This window comes from Sandaracinobacter sp. (assembly GCF_041909755.1).
GTDB lineage: Bacteria > Pseudomonadota > Alphaproteobacteria > Sphingomonadales > Sphingomonadaceae > Sandaracinobacteroides.
Genome location: NZ_JAYRCW010000008.1, coordinates 19386 through 43995, shown reverse-complemented (window position 1 = coordinate 43995; position 24610 = coordinate 19386). Strand labels below are relative to the sequence as shown.

25 protein-coding genes are annotated in these 24610 nt (G+C 68.9%); 15 read left to right on the top strand and 10 right to left on the bottom strand.

Annotated elements, in window-relative coordinates; all coding sequences use genetic code 11:
- Positions 1 to 18: 18 nt before the first annotated feature.
- The 3 genes from ACE3O8_RS02480 to ACE3O8_RS02470 form a co-directional block, all read right to left on the bottom strand.
- On the bottom strand, positions 19 to 426 hold the full coding sequence (locus ACE3O8_RS02480; RefSeq protein WP_374386426.1) for a DUF2147 domain-containing protein: 408 nt from the start codon (positions 424 to 426) through the stop codon (positions 19 to 21).
- Between the two features lie 71 nt (positions 427 to 497).
- Complete coding sequence (dapD, locus tag ACE3O8_RS02475; RefSeq protein WP_374386424.1) at positions 498 to 1337, bottom strand: 2,3,4,5-tetrahydropyridine-2,6-dicarboxylate N-succinyltransferase; 840 nt, start codon at positions 1335 to 1337, stop codon at positions 498 to 500.
- On the bottom strand, positions 1334 to 2044 hold the full coding sequence (locus ACE3O8_RS02470; RefSeq protein ID WP_374386423.1) for a pyrimidine 5'-nucleotidase: 711 nt from the start codon (positions 2042 to 2044) through the stop codon (positions 1334 to 1336). Before ACE3O8_RS02470 ends, dapD begins: the two co-directional genes overlap by 4 nt.
- Positions 2045 to 2071: 27 nt before the next feature.
- On the opposite strand from ACE3O8_RS02470, the gene ACE3O8_RS02465 reads away from it, so the two are divergent.
- Positions 2072 to 4336 (top strand): S8 family peptidase, encoded by a 2265-nt coding sequence (locus tag ACE3O8_RS02465; RefSeq protein WP_374386420.1) that lies wholly within the window; start codon positions 2072 to 2074, stop codon positions 4334 to 4336.
- A 5-nt stretch (positions 4337 to 4341) separates the two neighbouring features.
- On the opposite strand, the gene ACE3O8_RS02460 is transcribed toward ACE3O8_RS02465, so the two are convergent.
- Positions 4342 to 5001: an MBL fold metallo-hydrolase gene (locus ACE3O8_RS02460; RefSeq protein ID WP_374386417.1), complete on the bottom strand. Its 660-nt coding sequence runs from the start codon at positions 4999 to 5001 to the stop codon at positions 4342 to 4344.
- Between the two features lie 68 nt (positions 5002 to 5069).
- Between ACE3O8_RS02460 and ACE3O8_RS02455 the strand changes: the two genes are divergently transcribed.
- Entirely contained in the window at positions 5070 to 6905 is a 1836-nt protein-coding gene (locus ACE3O8_RS02455; RefSeq protein WP_374386415.1) for an ABC transporter ATP-binding protein/permease, read from the top strand.
- Here the strand turns inward: ACE3O8_RS02455 and ACE3O8_RS02450 are convergent.
- The 5 genes from ACE3O8_RS02450 to ACE3O8_RS02430 form a co-directional block, all read right to left on the bottom strand.
- Complete coding sequence (locus ACE3O8_RS02450) at positions 6887 to 7024, bottom strand: hypothetical protein (protein ID WP_374386413.1); 138 nt, start codon at positions 7022 to 7024, stop codon at positions 6887 to 6889. The two genes, ACE3O8_RS02455 and ACE3O8_RS02450, sit on opposite strands and share 19 nt — an antisense overlap.
- A 189-nt stretch (positions 7025 to 7213) precedes the next feature.
- On the bottom strand, positions 7214 to 7984 hold the full coding sequence (locus ACE3O8_RS02445) for an ABC transporter ATP-binding protein (protein WP_374386411.1): 771 nt from the start codon (positions 7982 to 7984) through the stop codon (positions 7214 to 7216).
- Positions 7981 to 8775 carry an MlaE family ABC transporter permease gene (locus ACE3O8_RS02440; RefSeq protein WP_374386409.1) on the bottom strand — a complete coding sequence of 265 codons (795 nt, stop codon included), beginning with the start codon at positions 8773 to 8775 and terminating at the stop codon, positions 7981 to 7983. The genes ACE3O8_RS02445 and ACE3O8_RS02440 overlap by 4 nt, the downstream gene beginning before the upstream one ends.
- 48 nt (positions 8776 to 8823) lie before the next feature.
- Positions 8824 to 9366 carry a histidine phosphatase family protein gene (locus tag ACE3O8_RS02435; RefSeq protein WP_374386407.1) on the bottom strand — a complete coding sequence of 181 codons (543 nt, stop codon included), beginning with the start codon at positions 9364 to 9366 and terminating at the stop codon, positions 8824 to 8826.
- 33 nt (positions 9367 to 9399) lie between these two features.
- Positions 9400 to 12099, bottom strand: a complete 2700-nt coding sequence (locus ACE3O8_RS02430; protein WP_374386405.1) for an ATP-dependent DNA helicase — start codon at positions 12097 to 12099, stop codon at positions 9400 to 9402.
- On the opposite strand from ACE3O8_RS02430, the gene ACE3O8_RS02425 reads away from it, so the two are divergent.
- Entirely contained in the window at positions 12098 to 13711 is a 1614-nt protein-coding gene (locus ACE3O8_RS02425) for a lysine--tRNA ligase (protein WP_374386403.1), read from the top strand. The genes ACE3O8_RS02430 and ACE3O8_RS02425 overlap by 2 nt on opposite strands.
- Entirely contained in the window at positions 13711 to 14469 is a 759-nt protein-coding gene (locus ACE3O8_RS02420) for a hypothetical protein (RefSeq protein WP_374386401.1), read from the top strand. Before ACE3O8_RS02425 ends, ACE3O8_RS02420 begins: the two co-directional genes overlap by 1 nt.
- A gap of 31 nt (positions 14470 to 14500) precedes the next feature.
- On the opposite strand, the gene ACE3O8_RS02415 is transcribed toward ACE3O8_RS02420, so the two are convergent.
- Positions 14501 to 16327 carry a DUF885 family protein gene (locus ACE3O8_RS02415; protein WP_374386399.1) on the bottom strand — a complete coding sequence of 609 codons (1827 nt, stop codon included), beginning with the start codon at positions 16325 to 16327 and terminating at the stop codon, positions 14501 to 14503.
- A gap of 220 nt (positions 16328 to 16547) precedes the next feature.
- Here ACE3O8_RS02415 and rplU point away from each other — a divergent pair, with 220 nt between their 5' ends.
- The 11 genes from rplU (at position 16548) to ACE3O8_RS02360 (ending at position 24520) form a co-directional block, all read left to right on the top strand.
- Complete coding sequence (gene rplU, locus ACE3O8_RS02410; protein WP_374386397.1) at positions 16548 to 16841, top strand: 50S ribosomal protein L21; 294 nt, start codon at positions 16548 to 16550, stop codon at positions 16839 to 16841.
- A gap of 12 nt (positions 16842 to 16853) precedes the next feature.
- A complete protein-coding gene (rpmA, locus tag ACE3O8_RS02405) occupies positions 16854 to 17120 on the top strand; it encodes a 50S ribosomal protein L27 (protein WP_374386395.1) in 267 nt (88 codons plus the stop codon).
- Positions 17121 to 17255: 135 nt separating this feature from the next.
- On the top strand, positions 17256 to 18287 hold the full coding sequence (obgE, locus tag ACE3O8_RS02400) for a GTPase ObgE (protein WP_374386393.1): 1032 nt from the start codon (positions 17256 to 17258) through the stop codon (positions 18285 to 18287).
- Positions 18284 to 19411 (top strand): glutamate 5-kinase, encoded by a 1128-nt coding sequence (gene proB / locus ACE3O8_RS02395; RefSeq protein ID WP_374386391.1) that lies wholly within the window; start codon positions 18284 to 18286, stop codon positions 19409 to 19411. The genes obgE and proB overlap by 4 nt, the downstream gene beginning before the upstream one ends.
- A gap of 2 nt (positions 19412 to 19413) precedes the next feature.
- The gene (locus ACE3O8_RS02390; RefSeq protein ID WP_374386389.1) at positions 19414 to 20667 is read left to right on the top strand and encodes a glutamate-5-semialdehyde dehydrogenase; all 1254 of its coding nucleotides are present in this window, start codon (positions 19414 to 19416) and stop codon (positions 20665 to 20667) included.
- Positions 20664 to 21275, top strand: a complete 612-nt coding sequence (locus ACE3O8_RS02385; protein ID WP_374386387.1) for a nicotinate-nucleotide adenylyltransferase — start codon at positions 20664 to 20666, stop codon at positions 21273 to 21275. Before ACE3O8_RS02390 ends, ACE3O8_RS02385 begins: the two co-directional genes overlap by 4 nt.
- On the top strand, positions 21272 to 21649 hold the full coding sequence (rsfS, locus tag ACE3O8_RS02380; protein WP_374386385.1) for a ribosome silencing factor: 378 nt from the start codon (positions 21272 to 21274) through the stop codon (positions 21647 to 21649). Before ACE3O8_RS02385 ends, rsfS begins: the two co-directional genes overlap by 4 nt.
- The gene (locus tag ACE3O8_RS02375; RefSeq protein WP_374386428.1) at positions 21646 to 22062 is read left to right on the top strand and encodes a 23S rRNA (pseudouridine(1915)-N(3))-methyltransferase RlmH; all 417 of its coding nucleotides are present in this window, start codon (positions 21646 to 21648) and stop codon (positions 22060 to 22062) included. Before rsfS ends, ACE3O8_RS02375 begins: the two co-directional genes overlap by 4 nt.
- Before the next feature lie 111 nt (positions 22063 to 22173).
- Positions 22174 to 23511: a S41 family peptidase gene (locus ACE3O8_RS02370; protein ID WP_374386383.1), complete on the top strand. Its 1338-nt coding sequence runs from the start codon at positions 22174 to 22176 to the stop codon at positions 23509 to 23511.
- Positions 23508 to 23990, top strand: coding sequence for a disulfide bond formation protein B (locus tag ACE3O8_RS02365; RefSeq protein ID WP_374386381.1), 483 nt, complete (start codon positions 23508 to 23510; stop codon positions 23988 to 23990). Before ACE3O8_RS02370 ends, ACE3O8_RS02365 begins: the two co-directional genes overlap by 4 nt.
- Positions 23987 to 24520 carry a demethoxyubiquinone hydroxylase family protein gene (locus ACE3O8_RS02360; RefSeq protein ID WP_374386379.1) on the top strand — a complete coding sequence of 178 codons (534 nt, stop codon included), beginning with the start codon at positions 23987 to 23989 and terminating at the stop codon, positions 24518 to 24520. The genes ACE3O8_RS02365 and ACE3O8_RS02360 overlap by 4 nt, the downstream gene beginning before the upstream one ends.
- Positions 24521 to 24610 lie beyond the last annotated feature (90 nt).

Sequence of the window (24610 nt, the reverse complement as noted above, 5' to 3'; positions counted from 1 at the left end):
ATCCAACAGACGGCGATGTCAGTTGCCCACCCGTGTCCAGGTGTCGCTGCGGCAGCCGGTGTTGCGCACCAGGCAGCCGCGCACGTTGATCGTGGTGGGGTTGGTGACCGTCAGCGTGCCGTTGAAGCTGCGGTTGATGTCCGGCACGAAAACCCGGCCGCTGAAGCTGTTCGGCCCCGTCCGGCTGAAATTCTCGAACAGGTTCATGCCCACCAGATTGGGATGGCCGCCGCGCGCGGCGTCCGCCTTGGCCTTCGGGCTGGCCCAGGCCACCTTGCCGCAGATATTCGCGCCGCACTTCGAAAGCCTGAGGCGCGTGTTGCCGCCGGGGCTCTGCCAGACGCCCGTGGGCGTCACCGGCTTCTGCGCCAGCGCCGGCGCGGCCAGCGCGATTGTCGAGATCAGGATCAGGCCGAACCGATTCATCTTCACCCCCATCATGCCTGTTCGTGGCTGCCGCCCGGAGGATGCCCGCCGCCCCCCGGTCGTGCAATGGCTCAGTCCCGCAGCAGCTCGTTGATGCCGGTCTTTGCCCGCGTCTGCGCATCCACCCGTTTCACGATGACGGCGCAGGCGAGGTTCGGCCCCGGCGTGCCATCCGGCAGCGCCTTGCCGGGCAGCGTTCCCGGCACCACCACGGCATAGGGCGGCACCTCGCCGATGAAGACCTCGCCCGTCGCGCGGTCCACGATCTTGGTGGATGCCCCCAGGAACACCCCCATCGACAGCACCGCGCCTTCGCGGACGATGACGCCTTCGGCCACTTCGGAGCGCGCGCCGATGAAGGCGCCGTCCTCGATGATGACCGGGCCGGCCTGAAGCGGCTCCAGCACGCCGCCGATCCCCGCCCCGCCCGAGATATGCACATTGGCGCCGATCTGGGCGCAGCTGCCCACCGTGGCCCATGTGTCCACCATGCTGCCCTTGCCGACATGGGCGCCGATGTTCACGAAGCTGGGCATCAGCACCACGCCGGGCGCCACATAGGCCCCGCGCCGGACAACGGCGCCCGGCACCATGCGGAACCCGGCCTCTGCAAAGCGGTTGGCGCCCCAGCCCAGCGTCTTCAGCGGCACCTTGTCGTAGGCCGGCGCCCCGACACCGTCCGCCGGGCCGTTCGCCGTCAGCCGGAAGCTGAGCAGTACGGCCTTCTTCAGCCACTGGTTCACCGCCCACTGGCCGTCGGCGCCGCGTTCGGCCACCCGGAGCGCGCCGGAATCGAGGCCCGCGATCGCGGCCTCCACGGCAGCGGCCACCGCGCCGTCACCGGGCGTCAGCGCGTCGCGCGCATCCCACGCGGCCTCGATCGCGTCGCGGGTTTCGGTCCAGTCGGTCATCGCGTCAGCTCCTCAAGCCAGTCTGTCAGGTCGGCGATCTCATGATCGATGAAATCGGGCGAATGCCCGTGATCGCCGCGTTCGGATCCGTTGTTCACCCAGCCCGTCACCATGCCCAGCGCATGGGCGGGTTTCAGATTGTGCGCCATATCATCCACGAAAAAGGCCCGGGCGGGATCGACGCCATGCGCCGCGCACAGGCCGGAATAGGCCCTGGGATCGGGCTTGGGATGGTAATCCATCGCGTGGATGTCGTGGATATCCTCGAAACAGTCGAGGATGCCGATCGCCCCCAGCACCCGTTCGGCATAGGGCCGATCGCCGTTGGTGAAAATGATGCGGCGGCCGGGCAGTTTCATCAGCGCCGCCCGGAGGCGCGGATTTGGATCCAGCACGGATGTGTCGATATCGTGGACGAACGACAGGAAGTGATAGGGATCGACCTGATGGCTCAGCATCAGCCCCTTCAGCGTGGTCCCATGTTCGTGGAAATAGCGCTTCTGCAGGGCCCGCGCCTCGTCCCGGCCGAGCCCCAGCAGCTGCCCGACATAGGCCTCCATCTTGCGGTCGATCTGGGCGAACAGGTTGACGCTGGCCTGATAGAGGCTGTTGTCCATATCGAAGAGCCAGGAGTTGACGCCCGAAAGCCGCCCCGGCAGGCTGCCCGTCAACGAGAAGTCGTTTTCGAAGGTCGTGCGGCGAGTCATGCGCCGCCCATAGACGAGGACGAACGAATGAGGCCAGTTCCACTTTGGGCGGAAGCCCGGCTGCGCGCGTGCCTGCTGCTGTCTGCCGGGTGCATGGCGCTTGCGGCCTGCGGCGGGGCCGGCGGATCCGTGACCCCGGTTTCGCAGACCCCGGCAGCGGTGACGCCCGCGCCCACGCCCGCGCCACCGGCCGCCATCAGCTATGACACGGCCGAATATCGCCGTTCTACCGCGACGCTGGGCTCTGCCGCGATCACCGCCTGGCAGGCCGGGGCGACGGGCCGGGGCATCACCATCGCCTTCGTGGACAGCGGCATCGACACCGGCAGCGCAGAGTTTGCGGGGCGCATTTCCGGCCAGAGCCGCGACGTGAGCGGACAGGGGCGGACGGTGCAGGACATTTCCGGCCATGGCACGGCGGTGGCGGGCGTGGCGGCCGCCGCGCGCAACGACAGCCAGATCATGGGCGTCGCCTTCGAGGCGACGATCGCCAGCTTCCGCGCCGACAATGGGCAATGTGCCGACGGGTGCAACTATACCGACGCCAGCATCGCCGCCGGGGTGGACGCCGCCGCCAATGCCGGGGCGCGGGCCATCAACATCTCGCTGGGGGGATCGCCCGCCAATTCGGTGCTGCGCAACGCGCTGGCCCGGGCGGCCGGCGATGGCGCGGTGATCGTGCTTTCGGCCGGGAACGAGGGGGCGGCGAACCCCGATCCGCTGCCGCTGGGCGCTTTGAGCGCGGTGGGGCCTTCGGCTGTGATCATCGTTGGCTCGGTCGGCGACGGCGGGGTGATCAGCAGCTTTTCCAACCGGGCGGGATCGGCGGCGGCCAACTTCCTCGTCGCGCTGGGGGAGGGCGTGCGCGGCTTCGACCATCTGGGGCAGGCCTATCACTATTCCGGCACCAGCTTTTCCGCGCCGGCGGTGACGGGGGCGGTCGCGCTGCTGGCGCAGGCCTTTCCGAACCTGACGGCCACGCGCATCACCGAAATCCTGCTGACGACGGCCGACGATCTGGGCGAGGCGGGGCCCGATGCGGTTTATGGCCGGGGGCGGCTGAACATCGGGCGCGCGATGTCTCCCATTGGGCAGACCAGCTTGGCGGGGACGGCCGTGCCGGTTTCCGCCACCTCTGCCGGGGCGCTGGGCAGCGCGCTGGGCACCGGGCTTTCCGGCAGCGCCGGGCTGGGGGCGGTGCCCGTGGTGGACAGCCATGACCGGCTTTATCACTTTGCGCTGGGGGGCGGGCTGCGCCCGGCCTCTGCCGCGCGGCTGGCGGGGCGGCTGGCGGCGGGCGAGCTGGAGACGGCCGCGACGGATGTTTCAGCCGGGCCGTTCCGCGCCGCGCTGACCTTGCGCGCGACCGGGGATCGGGACAGGCCCGCGGCGGATGCGTTCCGCGACGGGGACCGGCAGGTGGCGCATCTGGGCCTTGCGCTGCGGGGCGTGGACCGGCGCGCCGCCAGCCGCAATCCCCTGCGGGAAACGCGCCTGTCGCTGCGGCAGGGCACGCCCGGCGAGGCGGAATGGGGGCTGAGCGTGGCAAGCGGGCAGCTGGCGCGGGAGGCGCTGCCCGGGAGCGCGGCGGGCGGGCTGGCGGCGGACGACGGGCTGACGCCGGACGACAATATGGGCACCGGCGGGCGGCAGCTGGCGATGGCGGACTGGCGGAGCGGTGGGCTGACGCTGGCGCTGGCCGCGACGCAGCGGCGGCTGGCGCTGCCCCGGCTGGACGGGCTTTCCACCGATAGCCGGCAGGATCAGCTGCTGGCGGCGGCGAACTGGGCGCGGGGGCCGCTGGCGCTGACGCTGCACGCGGCGGACACGCAGGAGGACGGCGCCTTCCTGGGCACGCGGCTGTCCGGCGATTACGGATTGACCGGGGGGCGGACGCAATCGCTGGGCGGGGCGCTGGCGTTCGGGCGCGGCGGGTTCGGGCTGCGGCTGGCGGGGACGCGGGGCTGGGCGACGCCGCATCTGGCCGCGAACAGCCTGTTGCGGGCCGACGGCGCGCTGGCGGTGGAGAGCTGGTCTGCCACGGCGCGGGCCCCCCTGGGGGGCGGGGTGCTGAGCCTGTTCGTGGCGCAGCCGCCGGCGGTGACGGGCGGCGGCTTCCGGCTGGCCAACGGAACAGCGCTGGGGGCCGGGGTGACGGCGCGGGAAACTGCCCGGGAGATCGGCTGGAGCCGGGGCGGCTTCACGCTGGCGGCCTTTCGCCGCGACAATGCCGGGAACCAGCCCGGCCTGACGGACACCGGCGGGGCGGTGACACTGCGGACGCGCTTCTAGGCGGGCTAGAGGACGGCGTCGCCCACGAAGGGGTTGGTCTGCCGTTCGCGGCCGAAGGTGCTGATCGGGCCATGGCCGGGGACGAACGCCGTCTGGTCGCCGAGCGGCCAGAGGCGGCTGGTGATGGACTGCACGAGTTGCTGGAAATCCCCCTTGGGAAAATCGGTGCGGCCCACCGAGCCCTGGAACAGCACGTCGCCGACGATGGCGAGGTTGGACGGCGGATGGTGGAACACCACATGGCCGGGCGTGTGACCGGGGCAGTGCCAGACATCGAGCACGAGGTTGCCGACCGTCACCTTGTCGCCATCGTGGAGCCACCTGTCTGGCGTGAAGGCGGTGGCGCCGGGGATGCCATATTGGGCGCCGGTCGCGGGGTTCATGTCGATCCAGAACTTGTCGTCCGGGTGGGGGCCTTCGATGGGAACGCCAAGCCGTTCGGCAAGAACGCCCGTGAGACCGCAATGATCGATATGGCCGTGGGTGACGAGCAGCTTTTCGATGGTGACGCCCTGTTCGGCGGCGACCTTCAGCAGATGATCGAGATCCCCGCCCGGATCGGTGAAGGCGCCCTTCATCGTTTCCGTGCACCAGATGAGGGTGCAGTTCTGCTGGAGGGGCGTGACCGGGATGATCACCGCCTTCATCGGGGGATTGGAAGCCATGCGTGACATGTGGCGTCGGCGGGCGCGCACTGCAACGGCTTATTGCGACAGGCGGCCGCGAGTGCCACATGGCGGGCGTGAGCCCCCCTGCCCGCCCCCCCGAGCGCACCCCCGGAAGCAGCGCCGAGCCCGGCTTCGCGACGCTGAAGCGGTTCCTGCCCTATCTGTGGCCGGCGGATCAGCCGCAACTGAAGCTGCGCATCGCGATCGCGCTGCTGCTGGTGCTGGTTTCGAAGGCGATCCAGCTTTCGATGGGTTTCCTGTATGCGGGCGCGATCGACCGGATGGCGCCGGGTCTGGAAGGCGGGGCCGCGATCGCGATTGCGCTGGTCGTCGCCTATGCGGGCGCGCGCTTTGGATCGGTGCTGTTCGACAATCTGCGCAACGTGGTGTTCGAGCGGGTGGGCCAGGATGCGACCCGGCGGCTGGCCGAGCATGTGTTCGCGCACCTGCACCGGCTGTCGCTGCGCTTCCACATGAACCGCTCCACCGGGGCGCTGGCGAAGATCGTGGAGCGCGGCACCAAATCCATCGACGTGATGCTGTATTTCCTGCTGTTCAACATCGCCCCGACGATCATCGAGCTGGCGGCCGTTGGCGTGATCTTCTGGATGCGGTTCGGCGTGGAGCTGGTGATCGCGACCGCCGTGATGGTGGTGGCCTATATCAGCTTCACCCGCCGCGTGACCGACTGGCGCAATGCCCTGCGCGAGGAGATGAACGAGCTGGACACCGCGACGGTGGCGCGCAGCGTGGACAGCCTGCTGAATTACGAGACGGTGAAATATTTCACCGCCGAGGACCGGGAGAGCCTGCACTACGGCCGGGTGGCGCGCCGCTATGCCGACGCGGCGGTGAAATCGGAAAATTCGCTGGCCTTCCTGAACATCGGCCAGTCGCTGATCACCAACCTGCTGATGGGCGGCGCGATGGCCTACAGCGTGTGGGGCTGGAGCCGGGGGCAGTTCACGACCGGCGACGTGGTGCTGGTGAACACCCTGCTGGCGCAGCTGTTCCGCCCGCTGGACATGCTGGGCATGGTGTATCGCACGATCCGGCAAGGTCTGGTGGACATGGCGGCGATGTTCACGCTGATCGACAGCGAGGCGGAGATCCGCGACGTGCCCGGGGCGCAGCCGCTGCTGGTGACGGGCGGGGAAATCCGCTTCGAGGATGTGCGCTTCGGCTATGAGCCGGAACGGGAAATCCTGCGCGGCATCAGCTTCACCGCGCCCGCCGGCACGCGCACGGCCATCGTCGGCCCTTCGGGGGCGGGGAAATCCACCATCTCGCGCCTGCTGTTCCGCTTTTACGACGTGGCGGGCGGGCGCATCCTGATCGACGGGCAGGACATTCGCGCGGTGACCCAATCCTCTCTGCGCGCCGCGATCGGGATCGTGCCGCAGGATACCGTGCTGTTCAACGACACGATCGGCTACAACATCGGCTATGGCCGCGACGGCGCGACCATGGACGAGATCCGGGCGGCCGCCGGGGCGGCGCAGATCGGGCCCTTCATCGAAAGCCTGCCCGACGGCTATGACACGCCGGTGGGCGAACGCGGCCTGAAGCTTTCGGGCGGGGAAAAGCAGCGGGTGGCGATCGCGCGCACCCTGCTGAAAGATCCCCCGATCCTGCTGCTGGACGAGGCGACAAGCGCGCTCGATTCCGCGACCGAGGCCGGAATCCAGGAGGCGCTGGAACTGGCCGAGCGCGGCCGCACCTCGCTGATGATCGCGCACCGGCTTTCGACGATCGTGGACGCGGACCAGATCCTGGTGATGCGCGGCGGAGAGATCGTGGAGCGGGGCACCCATGCCGCGCTGCTGGCGGCGGACGGCCTATATGCCGAGCTGTGGGCGATGCAGGCGGCCGAAGAGGCCGATCAGCCCGCGGTGGTGTAGGCCGCCGACGCCTCGGCCGCCGAGACGCTGTTCGCGAGCGAGACAGCGGAGAAGCCCCCGATGAATCCCAGCGCGATCGCAATCAGCAGAATCTGCCTGTTCGACATAATGTCGCTCATGTCCCGAACCCTTTGCGATTCCGCCCGCCCGCCGGATGGCGGACCTGAATGCGGGATCGCGGAGACAGCCTGATGACAAGCAGCGCCCAAAGCCAAGTGAACGATTGTAACGGCGGATTTGCGCCCTGTTCCGAACGGCTTGGACGCGGCGTGACGGATGGGGCGCGGGCCGTTGGCGGGCCGCGCGACTCAGGCCGTGGCGGCGGTGGTGATCGGGCCTTCGGCGCGGCCGTGGACGAACTGGTCCACATGGGCGTTGCCGCTGTGATCCAGCGTGGAAACGGGGCCGCTCCACAGGATGCGGCCGCCGTGGAGCATGGCGACCCGGTCCGCGATGTGGCGGGCGGAGGCCATGTCGTGCGTGATGGTGATGGCGGTGGCGCCCAGCGCTGTCACCTGCTGACGGATGAGGGCGTTGATGACATCGGCGCGGATGGGATCGAGACCGGTTGTCGGTTCATCGAAGAACAGGATTTCCGGGTTGGCGGCGATCGCGCGGGCGAGCGCGACGCGCTTCTGCATGCCGCCAGACAGTTCCGACGGGCGGAGATCGGCGACGCGGGGTTCCAGCCCCACCTTCGCCAGCACCTCCACCGCGAGGGCATGCATCTTCGCCCCGCCGCCCAGCTTCCCCTGGGTGAGGGCGAAGGTGACGTTGCGCCACACCGGCAGCGAATCGAACAGGGCGCCGCCCTGGAACAGCATGCCGAAGCGGGCACGCGCCTGTTCCAGCGCCCGGCCCTTCAGCCCCACCAGTTCCTGCCCGTCGAGCCGGATCGAGCCTTCGTCGGGCCGGATGATGCCGAGGACGCATTTCAGCAGCACCGACTTGCCGGTGCCCGACCCGCCGATGACGACGAGGCTTTCGCCCGCCGCAACATCGAGATCGACGCCGTCCAGAACGACCTTCGGGCCGAACGCCTTTTTGAGGCCCCGGATGCTGAGGCGCGGTTCCGTCATGCGCCGAACACCAGCACGGTGATGGCGAGGTTGAACAGCAGGATCAGGATAAAGGCGGTGACGACCGCGTTTGTGGTGGCGCGGCCGACGCCCGCCGCGCCGCCGCCGGAGCGATAGCCGTGGTAGCAACCCGCGAGCGCCAGCAGGAAGCCGAACACGGCGGCCTTCACCAGTGAGGAGACGATGTCGTCTGCCTCGAGATAGCGGCGGGTGGTGGCGAGATAGGTGCTGCCGTTGAAGCCCAGCCGCCAGACGGCCAGCGCATAGCCGCCGAGGATGCCGATGACATTGGCGATGGTGACGAGGATGGGCAGCATCAGCGTGGAGGCCACGAGGCGCGGCGCGATCAGGTAGGACCAGGGATCGGTGCGGAGTGTGACCATCGCATCGAGCTGTTCGGTGACCCGCATCGTCGCAAGTTCGGCCGCGATTGCCGAGGACACCCGGCCCGCGACCATCAGGCCCGCCAGCACCGGCCCCAGTTCGCGCACCATGGCGATCACGGTGACGGCGGGAACCGTGGATTCGGCGGAGAAGCGCTGGCCGCCGACATAGATCTGCTGCGCGAGGGCGGCGCCGGTGAACAGAGCGGTCAACCCGACGACGGGAAGCGAGAACCAGCCGATCAGCGCCATCTGTTCCAGCCAGCGGGCAGGATACCAGGGCGGCGCGAAGGCGGCCTTCACCCCATGGCCCGCGAAAATGGCGAGCCGCCCCACCCCGGCCATCAGGGAGAGGACGAAGCGGCCCAGCGCGATCAGCGGGCGGAAAAGGATGTCGGCTGCAGCCATGTGCGGCGCTCGTAGCGGGGGACGGGGGATCGCGGCAAGCCCGGCCGTTCAGTCATCGGGGCCGAGCGTCGCATCCAGGTCGCGCGGACGGACGAAGGTGACGAGGCGGCCCGTCTGCATATGCTCTTCGGCTGCTGCCCAGCTTTCCACGTCCATCTCGATGCCGGCGAAGGTGGCGGTGGGATATTTGACGGCCGCTTCCGCGCGGAGCGCGGAGGTGTCTTCCTCGGTGGCCAGCAGCAGCAGATCCTCCAGCCCCGGATTGTGGCCGATGAGGAGCAGGCTTTCCAGCGCGTCATCCGTTTCGCGGACGAGATCGAACAGGGTCGCGGCCGAGGCCATGTAGATGCGCTTGTCGAACTGGGGGGCGAGCCTGCGACCCAGCCCGGCCTCCACGCCTTCGATCGTCTGCCGGATGCGCAGCGCGGGCGAGGCGATGACGAGATCGAACTGCTGGCCGCTTTCCTTCAGCCATTCGCCCATGCGGCGCGCGGCGCGGTGCCCCCGGCCGTTCAGCGGCCTGTCGAAATCCCGTTCCACCGGATCGTCCCAGCTGGACTTGGCGTGGCGCAGTAGGTTGAGGCGCTTCATCTTGGTCAGCCGGCTCCCGTTCCGTCGCCCGTGTCAGAGGGCCTGTGTTAGAGGGGGCGACTGCGGCGCACAATCCCGCAGCAAGCGGGCGATGGCGTCGGCGGCGTCGGCCAGCGGCACGCGGGCAACCGGCACCTCTGCTGGAAAGGCGGTGAGCAGGCGCGACGGCGTGGAGGCCCCCAGCAGGACGAAGGCGCCCCTGTCCTCTGACGACCGGATCAGGCGGCCGAACGCCTGCGACAGGCGGTGCTTCACGGCCATCTCCTCATGGGCGGAACCGCCGAAGGCCGCACGGCGGGCGGCGTTGAGGATCGTGGGGCGGGACCAGGGCACGCCTTCGAACACGATGAGGCGCAGCGAATCACCCGGCACATCGACGCCGTCCCTGAGCGCATCCGTTCCGAACAGCGTGGCGCGGCGGTCTGCGCGGAAGAGATCGACGAGGGTGCCCGTATCCACAGCGTCCACATGCTGGGCGAAGAGCGGCAGCCCGGCGCGGGCCATGCGATCCGCCAGCCGGGCGTGGACGGCACGCAGCCGGGCGATGGCGGTGAACAGGCCCAGCGTGCCGCCGCCCGCCGCCTCGATCAGGGCGTGGTAGGCGTGGGCGAGGCTGGCGGTGTTGCCCCGCTCGACATCGGTGACGATGAAGACGCGGGCCTGTTCGGCATAATCGAAGGGCGACTGCACCCGGAAGATGTGGGGCGCCACGGCGAGATGCGCTGCGCCCGCGGCGGCTTCGGGGGGATCGCCCAGCGTCGCGGATGTGACGAGGACGCCGTGCGCCGGGGCCAGCACCGCGCCAGCGAGCGGCTTCAGCGGATCGAGCCAGTGGCGCCAGATGCCGCAATCCAGTTCCCGCCCCTCGGTTCGGATGAGCGCGAACCAGTCGACATGGTCGGCCTCTGGCTCGCCCACGACGCGGGCGAGGAGGCGCTGCCAGGCGCCCAGCAGATCAAGGCGGAGCTGAAGCCCCTCTCCGGCGGCGGACAGGCGGGCGATGCCGGGCTGGTCGAGCCATTCGGGCTTTTCCTCGGCCAGCGCCAGCAGGCGGGCGCGCAGCGCGATCATCGCGCGCGCCATGCGGGACAGGCAGGCGGCCGCCGCATCGACGGCTTCGGGCAGGCCGGGCGAGAGCGCGGCGACTTCGGTTTCCAGCGAAAAGCCGCGATCCTCGTCTGTCGCGCGGGTGAGGACGTGGGTGCGGATGGCGGCGATGAGCGCTTCGATCGGGCCTGCGGGTTCGCCCGCGCCCACCCGGCTGAGCCAGTCCGCACCGGGAAGTTCTGTGGCGAGGTGGAGCAGTTCCTCCAGCGCGGTGCCGCCTTCGCCATCATAGCTGCTGACATCCATCAGCCGGGCGGCGAGGCCGCGGCGGCGGCCGGCGCGACGGCCGGGGCGATCCGGGCCGAGGAGCCAGCGGCGGAGTTCGATGGCCTCTCCGCCGGAGAGGACGACGGCGAAGGCGCTGTCGGCTGCGGCGTGGAGGTGATGGCCTTCATCGAACACGAGCCGGGTGAGGCCCTGCCCTTCGGCGCGGGCGCGCACGGCATTCGCCATGACGAGGGCGTGATTGGCGATGACGAGGCTGGCCTTTTGCCCTTCGCGGACCGAGCGTTCGATGAAGCAGCGCCGCCAGTGCGGGCAGGCAGAGCGGATGCATTCGCCGCGCCGGTCCGTGAGCGCGGGAAGCGCGGTGCCGCGCCGGAACAGGCCGGGGAGCCAGCCGGGCAGATCGCCGCCGACCATGTCGCCGTCTACCGTGAAGCGGGCCCAGCGGGCGACGAGTTCCGCGAACAGCGCCTGCCGGCCGGCGAAGGCGCCCTGCATCGCATCCTCGAGGTTGAGGAGGCAGAGATAGTTTTCGCGGCCCTTGCGGACGACGACCTGGCCTGCATCGACCATGGCGGGCAGGCTGCGGCGGGTTTCGGCCTTCAGCTGGCGTTGCAGGGCGCGGGTGAAGGTGGAGAGCCAGACCTGTTCGCCGGTTTCGGCGGCATGGAGGCTGGCGGGTGCGAGATAGCCGAGCGTCTTGCCGATGCCGGTGCCGGCTTCGGCCACCACGAGGTTGGGGCCGTCGCGGCTGTCGCGGGGCTGGAAGGCGTGGGCCGCGGCGAGCGCATAGGCCATCTGCCCTTCGCGCGGTTCGCGGCGGGTGCCGGCGAGATGGCGGAGATTTTCCAGCACGTCGGCGTCGGCATGGGTGCGGACAAGGGGCGGCAGGCGGGGCGGCATGTCGTGCCATTCGGGAAGCGCGACGAACAGATCGGGGGCATGGGGGCTGCTGCCCATCGCCTCCCCCACGGGGGCGGCCCAGAGCCAGCCCTTGCGGTGGAGCCGTTCGAGGCTGTCGCGCGCGCCGGCGCGGTGGGGCCATTTCCGGTCCTCCAGCCGGGTGAGGAGGGCGGCGGCGGCCCGTTGCAGGAAGGCGGCCTCTTCCGCTTCGCGGCCGGGTAGTTCATGCCCCAGCGCATCCGCGAGGCCACGCGCGGAGGGGACGAGGAAGGTGGCCGGCAGCACGAAGGCCCAGAGTTCGAGGAGATCGAGGCCGGAGACTTCGGGCAGGCCGAGCCGGGCCGCGACCTGCGGCGCATTGAGCAGAAGATGCGGGGTGTCAGCCAGCCGCCGCACCGCTTCGGCGCGCGAAACGGCCGTGACTTCGCCGCCCGCATCGGCGCGCCAGATGCCGGCATGGCTTGCAACGAGCGCGGGGATTGGCAAAGGGGCGACCATGTTTACCGGACTCGACAGCCTTTCGCCCACGGAATTGCAAGCTCTGCGCGACGAAGCGCTGGTGAGCAAGGCCTGGCCGTTCGAGGAAGCGCGCAAGGTGATCGCCCGCTATCCCGAGGGATTCCCGGCCGATGGGGTGATCTTCGAGACGGGCTATGGCCCATCCGGGCTGCCGCACATCGGCACCTTCGGGGAAGTGGTGCGCACGACCATGGTGCGCCGCGCCTTCGAGCTGTTGCAGCCGGGCGTGAAGACGCGGCTGATCGCCTTTTCCGACGACATGGACGGCATGCGCAAGGTGCCGCCGCATCTGCCCAACCAGGAGCTGCTGAAGGCTGCGCTGGACCTGCCGCTGACGGTGGTGCCCGATCCGTTCGGCACGCACGACAGTTTCGGCGCGCACAACAATGCCCGGCTGCGGGCGTTCCTGGACAGCTTCGGCTTCGATTACGAATTCCTGAGCTCGACGGACTGCTACCGGTCGGGCCGGTTCGACGCCACCCTGCTGAAGGTGCTGGCGAAGTATGAGGAGATCATGGCCGTGATGCTGCCCACGCTGGGCGCGGAGCGGCAGGCGACCTATTCGCCCTTCCTTCCGGTTTCGCCCACCACGGGCAAGGTGCTGCAGGTGCCGATCACCGCACGCGACGAGGCGGCGGGGACGATTTCCTATGCCGATCCCGACACCGGTGAAACGGTGACGGTTCCCGTCACGGGCGGCCATTGCAAACTGCAGTGGAAGGTGGACTGGGCGATGCGCTGGGTGGCGCTGGGCGTGGATTACGAGATGTCGGGCAAGGACCTCATCGATTCGGTGAAGCTGTCCAGCCAGATCACCCGCATCCTGGGGGCGAAGCCGCCCGAAGGCTTCAACTACGAGCTGTTCCTGGACGGCGAGGGCGCGAAGATCTCGAAGACGAAGGGCAATGGCCTGACGATCGAGGAATGGCTGCGCTATGCCCCGCCGGAGAGCCTGGCCTTCTACATGTTCCAGCAGCCGCGCGCGGCGAAGAAGCTGTATCTGGGGGTGATCCCCAAGGCGATGGACGACTATTTCCAGTTCGTCGCCGCCTTCCCCGGACAGGCGCCGAAGGAGCAGCTGGGCAACCCCAGCTTCCATGTGCATGGCGGCCCGCCGCCGGCCTATGCGCCGCCCGTGACCTTCGCGCTGCTGCTGAACCTGGTGGCGGTGTCGGGCGCGAGCGACGCCGGGATGCTGGGCGCCTATCTGAAGCGCTATGCGCCGCAGTGCGACCCTGAGGGCGACCCCCGGCTGAAGGCGCTGATCGACGCGGCCATCGCCTTCCATGCCGATCATGTGGCCCCCACGCTGAAGCGGCGCGCGCCCGACGCGCGGGAGCGCGAGGCGCTGGCCGAGCTGGAGCTGTGGCTGCAGGGCCATGCGGATGCCGATGCGGAAGCGATCCAGTTCGAGGTGTATGAGATCGGCAAGCGCTATGGCTTCGAGCCTTTGCGCAGCTGGTTCCAGGCGCTGTACGAGATCCTGCTGGGATCGTCGCAAGGGCCGCGCATGGGCACCTTCTTCGCGCTTTATGGCGTGGACAACAGCCGGCGCCTGATCGGCGACGCGCTGGGCGAGGTGCGGGCCTGATGCGCGCGCTGCTGCTGACGGCGCTGATGCTGACGGCGGCCCCGGCGGCGGCCAGCCCTTCGGCGGATGCGTTTGCGGCCGGGAAATTCGCGGACGCCGCAGCCATCGGGCGCAAGGAAGCAACCGCGCAATCGCTGCTGACAGCCGGGCGCGCGCTTGCGACCCAGGCGGCCTGGCAGACGACCGACAGGGAAACGGCGCGCAAGATGCTGGTGCAGGCGGAAGCCGACCTGACCGCATCGCTGGCGCTGGCGCCGGGCAATCCGGACGCGCTGCTGCAGAGGGCGGTGGTGATCGGCTATCAGGCGAAGCTGGCGAAAAGCCCCGGCCTTGCGAAGCAGGCCCGCGCCGGGTTCGAGGCCGTGCTGGCGAAGGAGCCCGGCAGCGCGCTGGCGCAGGGCGCGATGGGCGGCTGGCACGGCGAGGCGGTGGCGACGCTGGGCAAGTTCCTGGCCGGCACCGCGCTGGGGGCGAAGGAGGCGGAGGCCATCCGCTGGTTCGACAAGGCGGTGGCGACGCGGGGCGGCGACCCGGCCATCCCGCTGTTCTATGCCTCGACGCTGCTGGGGCTGTCTGCCGACAATGCGGCGAAGGCGAAGGCGCTGTTGCAGCGGGCCGTGAAGGCGGCGCCGGCCGACGGGTTCGACCGGCTGATGCAGGCGAACGCCCGCGCGATCCTGGCGCCGCTGGACAAGGGGGATGTGAAAACCGCGCAGGCGACGGCGAAGCGGCTGTCGCCGCTGGGAAGCGTGCGGTAGCGGGCGTCCCTTTCGGGACGCCCGGCCCGGTTTACTTGCCGCCGGCGGCGATCCAGCGGTCGATCTTGGCGTCCAGCACTTCCAGCGGCAGCGCGCCTGTCATCAGAACCTGTTCGTGGAAGCCGCGGATGTCGAAATTCTTGCCCAGCGCCTTTTCGGCGCGCTTGCGGGCGGCCTGGATGCGCAGGTCGCCCACCTTGTAGGCCAGCGCCTGACCCGGCATCGCGACGTAACGGTCCACCTCGTTCACGACATCGGTTTCGCCCTGCGAGGAGTTGGCGAGCATGTAATCGATCGCCTGCTGGCGGCTCCACCCTTTGGAATGGAGGCCGGTGTCCACCACGAGCCGCATGGCGCGCAGCATCTCGTCGTCGAGGCGGCCATAATATTGGTAGGGATCGGTGAACATGCCCAGTTCCTTGCCGAGGCTTTCGGCATAGAGGCCCCAGCCTTCGGCAAAGGCGGTGTTGCCGCCGAAGCGCTGGAAGCTGGGCAGCTTCGCGTTCTCGAACGCCAGCGCGATCTGGAAATGGTGCCCCGGCGCGCCTTCGTGGAGATAGAGCGTCTCCATCCCCGGCGTGGTGCGGCTGGGGAGATCATAGGCGTTGAAATAGAAGATGCCCGGGCGCTTCCCGTCGGGCGAACCCGGCTGATAGGAGCCGCCCGCCATGTCCTTTTCGAGGAAGGGGGGATAGGGGCGGATTTCCAGCGGCGTCTTGGGCATGGTGCGGAACAGCTTGGGCAGCGTGGCATCCACCCGCTTGCCGATGTCGTAATAGCCCTGCGTCATCGCTTCACGGCTGACGGGCTTGAACTTCGGATCGGTCTTGATGTGGGTGAAGAACTCCTGGAGGCTTCCCTTGAAGCCCACTTCGGCCATCACCTTCTTCATTTCGCCCTGGATGCGGGCGACTTCCGACAGGCCGAGATTGTGGATTTCATCCGGCGTCATGTTCGTCGTCGTCTGGGTGGAGACGAGATAGCGGTAGAAATCCGGGCCGCCCGGCATGGAGACGAGGCCGGGGCGATCATTGCCGCGGCTGGCCGGTAGATAGGTATCGCGGGTGTAATCGCGCAGCGCCGCATAGCGCGGCAGGATTTCATCCTTCACCTTGGCGGCATAGGCGGCCTTCAGCCGGGCCTGGTCTTCCGCCGAAATGCCTTCGGGGAATTTCTGCACCGGCATCATCAGCGGCATCTTTTCGACCCCGCCTTCGACATGGCGGTTCAGCTGATCGAGCACCCGTTCGGAGACGAGCTTCGGCTGCACCACGCCGGCGGCCACACCCTCCTTCATCCGGCCCAGCACGCGGTCCAGCGCGACTGCGAAGCCGTCGAGGCGCTTCAGATTGTCCTCATAGTCCTTCACCGTCTTGAACTGGGCGACGGAGGTGCCGGACAGGATGTCGGGCACGAACTGGTGCAGGCCGTTGAAGTGATCGATCGGCAGCAGCTTCGAGACGTTCAGCAGATCCGGCTGATAGCCCCGGAGCGTGGATTCACGCTGCCATTTGAAGACATCGTAGCTGATCTGCTCATCGGCCGTCAGCTTCGCGCGGTCGATCGCGGCGAGCGCCTTCAGATCGGCTTCTGCGGCGGCCTTTTCGGCGGCCAGATACGCGTCGGTGATATAGTCGCCGAACTGATCGGAGAAGCGGGTGTCGCCCCGGAACAGGGCGAACAGCGGGTTGCGCTTCAGATTCGCCTCGTCCGAGGCGATGAAGAGCTGGGTGAGCTTTGCCGACGGGGTTTCGACCATCGGGCCGGCGGCGACCTTGTCGGCGGGCTGCTGGGCCATGGCCGGCATGGCGAGCGCAAGCGCGGCAACGGCTGCGCCGAGGCGGAAAATGTGCGTCATTCTTGCTGAGACTCCGGTTTTTGTTGTCGCCCTCTCCGTTGCAGGGGATAGCGGCTGCGGCGGCGTTCACAAGAGGCGATTCCCGTGGCCGCGCGCCGGGGCCCGTGGCCTGCCGAAGGTTGACAAAGGGCGAGTCGAGCCATAAAGGCGCTGGCTTTCGCGGCACCCCCTGCTTCGGCGGGGGCGGCCGCGTTTGCTATCTTGAGATGAGGATTTCCAGATGTTCGCGGTGGTGCGCACGGGTGGCAAGCAATATCGGGTTGCCGCCGATGACCAGATCACGGTCGAGAAGCTGGACGGCGAAGCCGGCAGCCAGGTGCAGCTGGACGTGCTGCTCGTTTCCGACGGCGGCGCGCTGAAGGACGCCGGCAAGGCGAAGGTGACGGCCGAGATCGTGGCCCACAATCGCGGCGACAAGGTGATCATCTTCAAGAAGCGCCGTCGCCACAATTATCGCCGCAAGAACGGCCATCGCCAGCACCAGACGGTGCTGAAGATCCTCTCGATCGCTTAAGGAGCCCCTGAAATGGCACATAAGAAGGCAGGCGGCTCGTCGCGCAACGGCCGTGATTCGAATGCGAAGCGCCTGGGCGTGAAGCTGTTCGGCGGCCAGGAAGCGGTTGCCGGCAACATCATCGTGCGCCAGCGCGGCACCCGCGTGTGGCCGGGTGTGAACGTGGGCCTTGGCCGCGATCACACCCTGTTCGCGACCGCTGACGGCCGCATCGAGTTCCACGACGGCAAGCAAGGGCGGAAGTATGTGTCCGTCCGCGTGGCCGAAGCCGCCGAGTAAGAGTTCCCTTTCAAGGGTTGGAAGGGGGGCCGGGGTTTTCCCGGCCCTTTTTCGTTTCGGCGCCATGCGGTGGCCAAGCCCCTTGCAACTTCGGGACTTGAAGCGCGGCCACATCTGATTGAAGACCCCTACGCCATGATGTTCCTTGACCAGGCCAAGATCCACCTGAAGTCCGGCTGGGGCGGGGATGGTTGCGTGAGCTTCCGGCGCGAGAAGTTCATCGAATATGGCGGGCCGAACGGCGGCAATGGCGGCAAGGGCGGCGATATCGTGTTCGAGGCGGTGGCCGGGCTGAACACGCTGATCGATTTTCGTTACACTCAGCATTTCCGGGCCCAGCGCGGCGCGGGCGGCATGGGCACCGACCGGCACGGCGCCAATGGCGAGACGCTGGTGATCAAGGTGCCCGTGGGGACGCAGGTGCTGGCCGACGACGAGGAGCGAACGCCGCTCGCCGACCTGACCGAGGTGGGGCAGACGGTGATGCTGCTGAGGGGCGGCGACGGCGGCAAGGGCAACGCCAGCTACAAGAGCAGCACCAACCGCGCGCCGCGCCAGTTCCAGAAGGGCTTTCCGGGGCAGGAAATGAGCGTGTGGCTGCGGCTGAAGCTGCTGGCCGATGTGGGGCTGGTGGGGCTGCCGAATGCGGGCAAGTCCAGCTTCCTGAACGCGGTGACGAACGCCAGCGCCAAGGTGGGGGCCTATGCCTTCACCACGCTGAAGCCGCAGCTGGGGGTGGTGAGCCACCGGGGCCGCGAGTTCGTGATGGCGGACATTCCGGGCCTGATCGAGGGCGCGGCGGACGGGGCCGGCATCGGCGACCGCTTCCTGGGCCATGTGGAGCGCTGCCGCGTGCTGCTGCATCTGGTGGACGCCGACGGCGAGGCGCCGACGGCCGGATATGACATCGTGCGCGGCGAGCTGGAAGCCTATGGCGCGGGGCTGGAGGACAAGCCCGAGATCGTGGTGCTTTCCAAGAGCGACACGGCCACGCCGCAGAAGATCGCCGCCGTTTCGCGCGCCATCGAACGGCGCACGGGGGTGCCGCCGCTGGTGGCTTCGTCCATGACCGGGGCGGGGATGGAGGGCGTGCTGAACGCCCTCGCCGACGAACTGTGGCCGAGGGGCGAGGCGGTCAAAACCGAAGGCGGCTGGTCGCCGCTATGACCCTGCGCGGGGGGCTTTTCGCGGCCGGGCAGGCCGCGCGGCTGACGCTGAAGGTGGGATCCAGCCTGCTGGTGGAGAAATCCGGCGAGGTGCGGGCGCGCTGGCTGGAAACGCTGGTGGCCGACATCGCCGAGGCGCATGCGGCCGGGCAGCAGATCATCCTGGTGTCGTCCGGTGCGATCGCGCTGGGGTCGCGGCGGCTGAAGCTGGTGAAGGGCGGGCGCGCGAGCCTTGAGGATGCGCAGGCAGCGGCCGCAACCGGGCAGATCATCCTGGCCGGGCTGTGGGCGGACCTGCTGGGGAAGCATGGCATCGCGGCGGCGCAGATGCTGGTGACGCTGGGCGATTTCGAGGACCGGCGGCGGTTCCTGAACGCATCCGCCACGCTGGACCGGCTGCTGAGCCTGGGCGTGGTGCCGATCCTGAACGAGAATGATTCGGTGGCGACCGAGGAAATCCGCTTTGGCGACAATGACCGGCTGGCCGCGCGCGCGGCGCAGGCGGCGCGGGCGGATGCGCTGGTGCTGCTGTCGGACATCGACGGGCTGTACACCGCCAATCCGGCGGAAGACCCTTCGGCCGAGTTCATCCCGACCGTGAGCGACATTTCGGCGGTCGCGCATATGGCGAGCCGGGCTTCGTCTTCTGGGATGGGATCGGGCGGGATGGCGGCCAAGGTGGAGGCGGCGCGGATCGCCCATGCGGCCGGTGTGCCGGTGGCGATCGTGGCCGGCGCGCCGGACCATCCGCTGAAGCGGTTCATCGAAACAGGGCATGGCACGCTGTTCGAGGCGCCCGACCCGCTGACGGCGCGCAAGGCCTGGCTGGCGGGCCGCATGCAGGTGGAAGGACGGCTGACGGTGGATGCCGGGGCCGCGCGCGCGCTGAAGGCGGGGAAGAGCCTGCTGGCAGCCGGTGTGATCGGGATCGAGGGGCAGTTCCGGCGCGGCGACGCGGTGGACGTGCTGGACGAGGGTGGCAAGCTGATCGCGCGCGGGCTGGTGAGCTATGATGCGGCGGATGCGCGGGCGATTGCTGGGAAGAGCCGCGAGGCGCTGCAGCCGATCCTGGGCTATGCGCCGCGCAGCGCGATGATCCACCGCGACCAGATGGTGATGCTGTGACGATGGCGACGCAGCCGGAACGGCTGATGGCCGAAATGGGCGCGCGCGCCCGGGCAGCCCAGCGCCTGCTGGCGGCGGCGCCGACGGCCACAAAGGCCGATGCGCTGCGCGCGATGGCAGCCGCGATCCGGGCCGATGCGGCCGACATCCTGGCCGCCAACGCGTGCGACATGGCCGGGGCGGATGCGCTGTCGCCCGCGATGCGGGACCGGCTGAAGCTGACGGAGGCGCGGATCGAAGGCATCGCCGCTGCGCTGGAGCAGGTGGCCGCGCTGCCGGACCCGGTGGGCGAGACGATCCGCGCGTGGCGGCAGCCGAACGGGCTGACCTTCCGCCGGGTGCGGGTGCCGCTGGGCGTGATCGGCATCATCTTCGAAAGCCGCCCGAACGTGACGGCGGACGCGGGCGCGCTGTGCCTGATGGCGGGCAACGCCTGCATCCTGCGCGGCGGATCGGACGCGACCGAAAGCAGCCGCGCCATCCATCGCTGCCTGCTGGCGGGGCTGGACGCGGCGGGGCTGCCCGCGGATGCGATCCAGCTGGCGCCGACGGCCGACCGGGCCTTCGTGGGGGCGATGCTGGGGGCTTCGGGGCTGATCGACGTGATCATTCCGCGCGGGGGGAAAAACCTTGTCGCGCGGGTGCAGGCCGAGGCGCGGGTGCCGGTGCTGGCGCATCTGGACGGCAACAACCATGTCTATGTCGATGCCGCCGCCGACACGGACATGGCGCGGGCCATCGTGGTGAACGCCAAGATGCGGCGCATCGGCGTGTGCGGGGCGATGGAGACGCTGCTGATCGACCGGGCCTTCTCCGATGCCCGCGCCCTGCTGACCACGCTGCTGGACGCCGGATGCGAATGCCGGGTTTCGTCCGAGCTGATCGGGCTGGATGCGCGGCTGAAGCCGGTGGCGCCGGAGGACTGGGACACCGAATATCTGGATGCCGTGTGCGCGGTGGGGCTGGTGGACGGCGTGGAGGGCGCGATTGCCCATATCGCGGCGCATGGCAGCGCGCACACCGATGCGATCGTGACCGAGGATGCCGCCGTGGCGGAACGCTTCCTGGCGGCGGTCGATTCGGCGATCGTGCTGTGGAACGCCTCCACCCAGTTCGCGGACGGGGGCGAGTTCGGTTTCGGCGCGGAAATCGGCATCGCCACCGGGCGGCTGCATGCGCGGGGGCCTGTCGCGCTGGAAGGCCTGACCAGCTACAAGACGCTGGTGATGGGCAGCGGGCAGGTCAGACGCGGTTGAGGAAGGGCTTTACCGTCGGGCTGCTGGGCGGCTCGTTCAATCCGGCGCATGGCGGGCACCGCAAGATGAGCGTGGCGGCGCTGGAACGGCTGGGGCTGGACGAGGTGTGGTGGCTGGTTTCGCCGCAGAATCCGCTGAAGCCGGTGGCCGGCATGGCGCCGCTGAAGGCGCGAATCGCATCGGGCCGGGCGGTGGCGCGGCATCCGCGCATCCGGGTGACGGGCATCGAGGCGGAGCTGGGCACGCAACTGACCATCGACACCATCCAGGCGCTGAAGCGGCGCTATCCGCAGGTGCGCTTCCTGTGGCTGATGGGATCCGACAATCTGATGCAGTTCCACCGCTGGGCCGACTGGCGGGAAATCGCGCGGCAGGTTCCGATTGTGGTGATGGCCCGGCCGCTTTATGTTGGGCGGAGCCAGTTCGCCCCGGCCATGGGCTGGCTGAGGCGATGGCGCCACGGAAACCCGGCCGGATGGAGGACCTGGCGTCTGCCCGGGCTTGCGCTCGTGAACTTCGGACTGGACCAGAGGTCTGCCACCGCGATCCGGCGGGCAGACCCGGACTGGGCGGACGACATCCTCTTGCAACAGGACACACCAGATTGACTGACGCCGAAAAGAGCGTGGAGGCTCTCCACACGCTGATCCTGAAATGCCTGGAGGACGGGCAGGCCGAGGAGGTGGTTTCCATCCCGCTGGCCGGGAAGAGCGCGATCGCGGACCATATGGTGATCGCATCCGGCCGCTCCACCCGGCAGGTGGCGGCGCTGGCGCAGCGGATCGAATCGGAAGTGAAGCAATCCCTTCACCGGAATGTGCGGATCGAGGGGCTGGCGAGCGCGGACTGGGTGCTGATCGACGCGCATGACGTGATCGTCCACCTGTTCCGGCCGGAAGTGCGCCAGTTCTATGGCCTGGAAAAGATGTGGGCCTTCGATGCCGATGGCGCACCGCTGCGCGCGGAAGGCGCGAAACCCTGAAGCTGAGCATCCTTGCCTATGGAAAGGCCGGGCGCGGGGCGGAATCCGAACTTGTCGAGCGTTATCTGAAGCGCATTCCCTGGGGCGCTTCGGTGGTGGAACTGGGCGATTCCGCCGCCTTTCCCCCGGCCCCGCCGCACAGCCGCACCGTGGTGCTGGACGAGCGCGGCCGGGCGTTGACGAGCGAAGCTCTTGCCGGGCGGCTGGGCAAATGGCGCGACGAGGGCGTGCGCGAGGTGCGCTTCCTGCTGGGCCCGGCGGACGGCCACCGGGCGGACACGCGCGACGCCGCAGACCTTGTGCTGGCGCTGGGGCCTGCCACCTGGCCGCACCTGCTGGCCCGCGCCATGCTGGCCGAGCAGCTGTACCGGGCCTGGTCCATCCTGACGGGCCATCCCTATCATCGTGAATGATGATGCCCCCCCTTTTCACCGGGGGTTCAAGCTGTCAGTCTTAAAGGTCAAGATATGGGCGAGTCTGTCGCGGAGGTTGCGCCGGATCCCAAGCCCGAGAGGGTCTGACTGATGAAGCCGATCGTACACACGCTTCTTGCCGGAACAGCGGGCGCCATCCTGGCGCTGACGCTGCCCACGGCCGTGAACGCCGCGCGCGGGAATGAAACCTGGCGCGAGCTGGACACGCTGATGGACGTGTTCCTGAAGGTGCGCGAGGCCTATGTCGACCAGGTGGACGACCGGAAGCTGATCGAAGGCGCGATCAACGGCATGCTGGCGAGCCTGGACCCGCACAGTTCCTATCTGGACGCGCGCGCCAGCCAGAACATGCGTACCCAGACCGACGGCGAATATGGCGGGCTGGGCCTGACGGTGAGCAGCGAGGACGGCGCCGTCCGCGTGGTGTCGCCCACCGATGAAACACCGGCCGCCCGCGCCGGGATCAAGGCCGGCGATTTCATCACCCATATCGACGACGAACTGATCTTCGGCTCCACGCTGAACGAAGCCGTGGACCGGATGCGCGGCACGCCCGGCACCTCCATCAAGCTGACGGTGGTGCGGCCGGGCGAATCCAAGCCGCTGACCTTCAAGCTGACGCGCGAGGTGATCAAGGTGCGCCCGGTGCGCTGGGAAGCGAAGGGCAATGTGGGCGTGATCCGCATCGCCAGCTTCAACCGGCAGACCGGCGAGGCGACGCGGCAGGCTGTGGCCGAGCTTTCGAAGAAGCTGGGGCCGGATGCCGCCGGCTATGTGATCGACCTGAGATCGAACCCCGGCGGGCTGCTGGACCAAGCGATCGAAGTGACGGACACCTTCCTGGAGCGCGGCGAGATCGTGAGCCAGCGCGGCCGCACCAAGGAGGATATCGAACGCTATTACGCCCGTTCCGACGACCTGACGGGCGGCAAGCCGATCGTGGTTCTGGTGGACGAAGGCTCTGCCTCTGCCGCGGAAATCGTGGCGGGCGCCCTGCAGGACCAGAAGCGCGCGATCGTGCTGGGGCAGCGCACCTTCGGGAAGGGCAGCGTGCAGACGCTGATCCCGCTGGGGCCGGAAACCGGGCTGAGGCTGACCACTGCGCGCTACTACACGCCTGCCGGCCGTTCGGTGCAGGAAGCCGGGATCGACCCCGACATCCAGGTGCCGCAGCTGACGGACGCCAGCCGGGCCGACCGGCCGCGCCTGCGCGAAGCCGACCTCAGGAACCATCTGATCGCGGAGAAGAAGGCGGACGACAAGCTGATCGAGGAGGACGGCAAGCCCGATCCCCGGTTCCGCATGACCGCCGAGGAGCTGAAGAAGCAGGGCATCACCGACTTCCAGCTGGACTATGCGGTGAAGCTGGTGTCGCGGCTTGGCGCCCGGCCGGTGGCCCCGGCGCAGGTGGCTGCCACCACGCGATGACGCGCGCCAGAGGGGTACGGCAGGCCGCCTGGCTGCTGTTCGCGGTTTCGGGATCGCTGCTGCTGGGGGCGCTGAGCTTTCAGTTTCTGGGCGGGCTTGCGCCGTGCGAAATGTGCTTCTGGCAGCGCTATGCCCATCTGGCAGTGCTGGCGGTGGCGGCGCTCGCCCTGCTGAGCGGCAACCGCGCCATCGGCTGGCTGGCGGTGCTGGCGATGGCGGCGGCCGCCGGCCTTGGCCTGTTCCACGCGGGCGTCGAGCAGAAATGGTGGCAGGGCATCACCGCCTGCACCGCGCCGGTATCGGCGGGCATGTCCACCGCCGACATGCTGGACACGCTGATGAACGCGCCGCTGGTGCGCTGCGACGAAATCCCCTGGAGCCTGATGGGCATTTCCATGGCAGGATGGAATGCGCTGATCTCGGCGGGCGCCGCGCTGTGTGGGGCCTTCATCCTGATCTTCACGCGGAGGGCGAAATGACACGGCTGGCCGGCGACCGCGCCCCTGACACCAAGGCCATGATCCGCGTGGATCAGGCCGGGGAATATGGCGCCAAGCGCATCTATGCCGGACAACTGGCGGTGATGGGCAACCGCCACGCCAGTTCGGGCGAAATCGCCCGCATGGCCGCGCAGGAGGATGTGCACCTGGCCGCCTTTGACCGGCTGGTGGCGGAGCGCTGCGTGCGCCCCACCCTGCTGATGCCGCTGTGGCATGTGGCCGGCTTCGCGCTGGGCGCAGCATCGGCGCTGGTGGGGCCCAAGGCCGCCATGGCCGTGACCGCCGCGGTGGAAACGGAAATCGACCGCCATTACCAGGCGCAGCGCGACGCGCTGGCCGGCGACGACCCGGAACTGGAAGGCATGATCGCACAGTTCCAGGCCGAGGAAGTGGAACATCGCGACAGCGCCATCGCCCATGGGGCGGAACAGGCGCCCGCCTATCCGCTGATGTCGGCACTGGTGCGCGCCGGATGCCGCGCGGCGATCCGGGTGGCGGAGAAGATCTAGGCGGGAAGGCTGTTTTCGCCTCCGGCGGGCAGGCTCTTTTCGCCTCCGGCGGGCAGGGAAATGATTTCCCTGCACCCTCGACATTCGCGC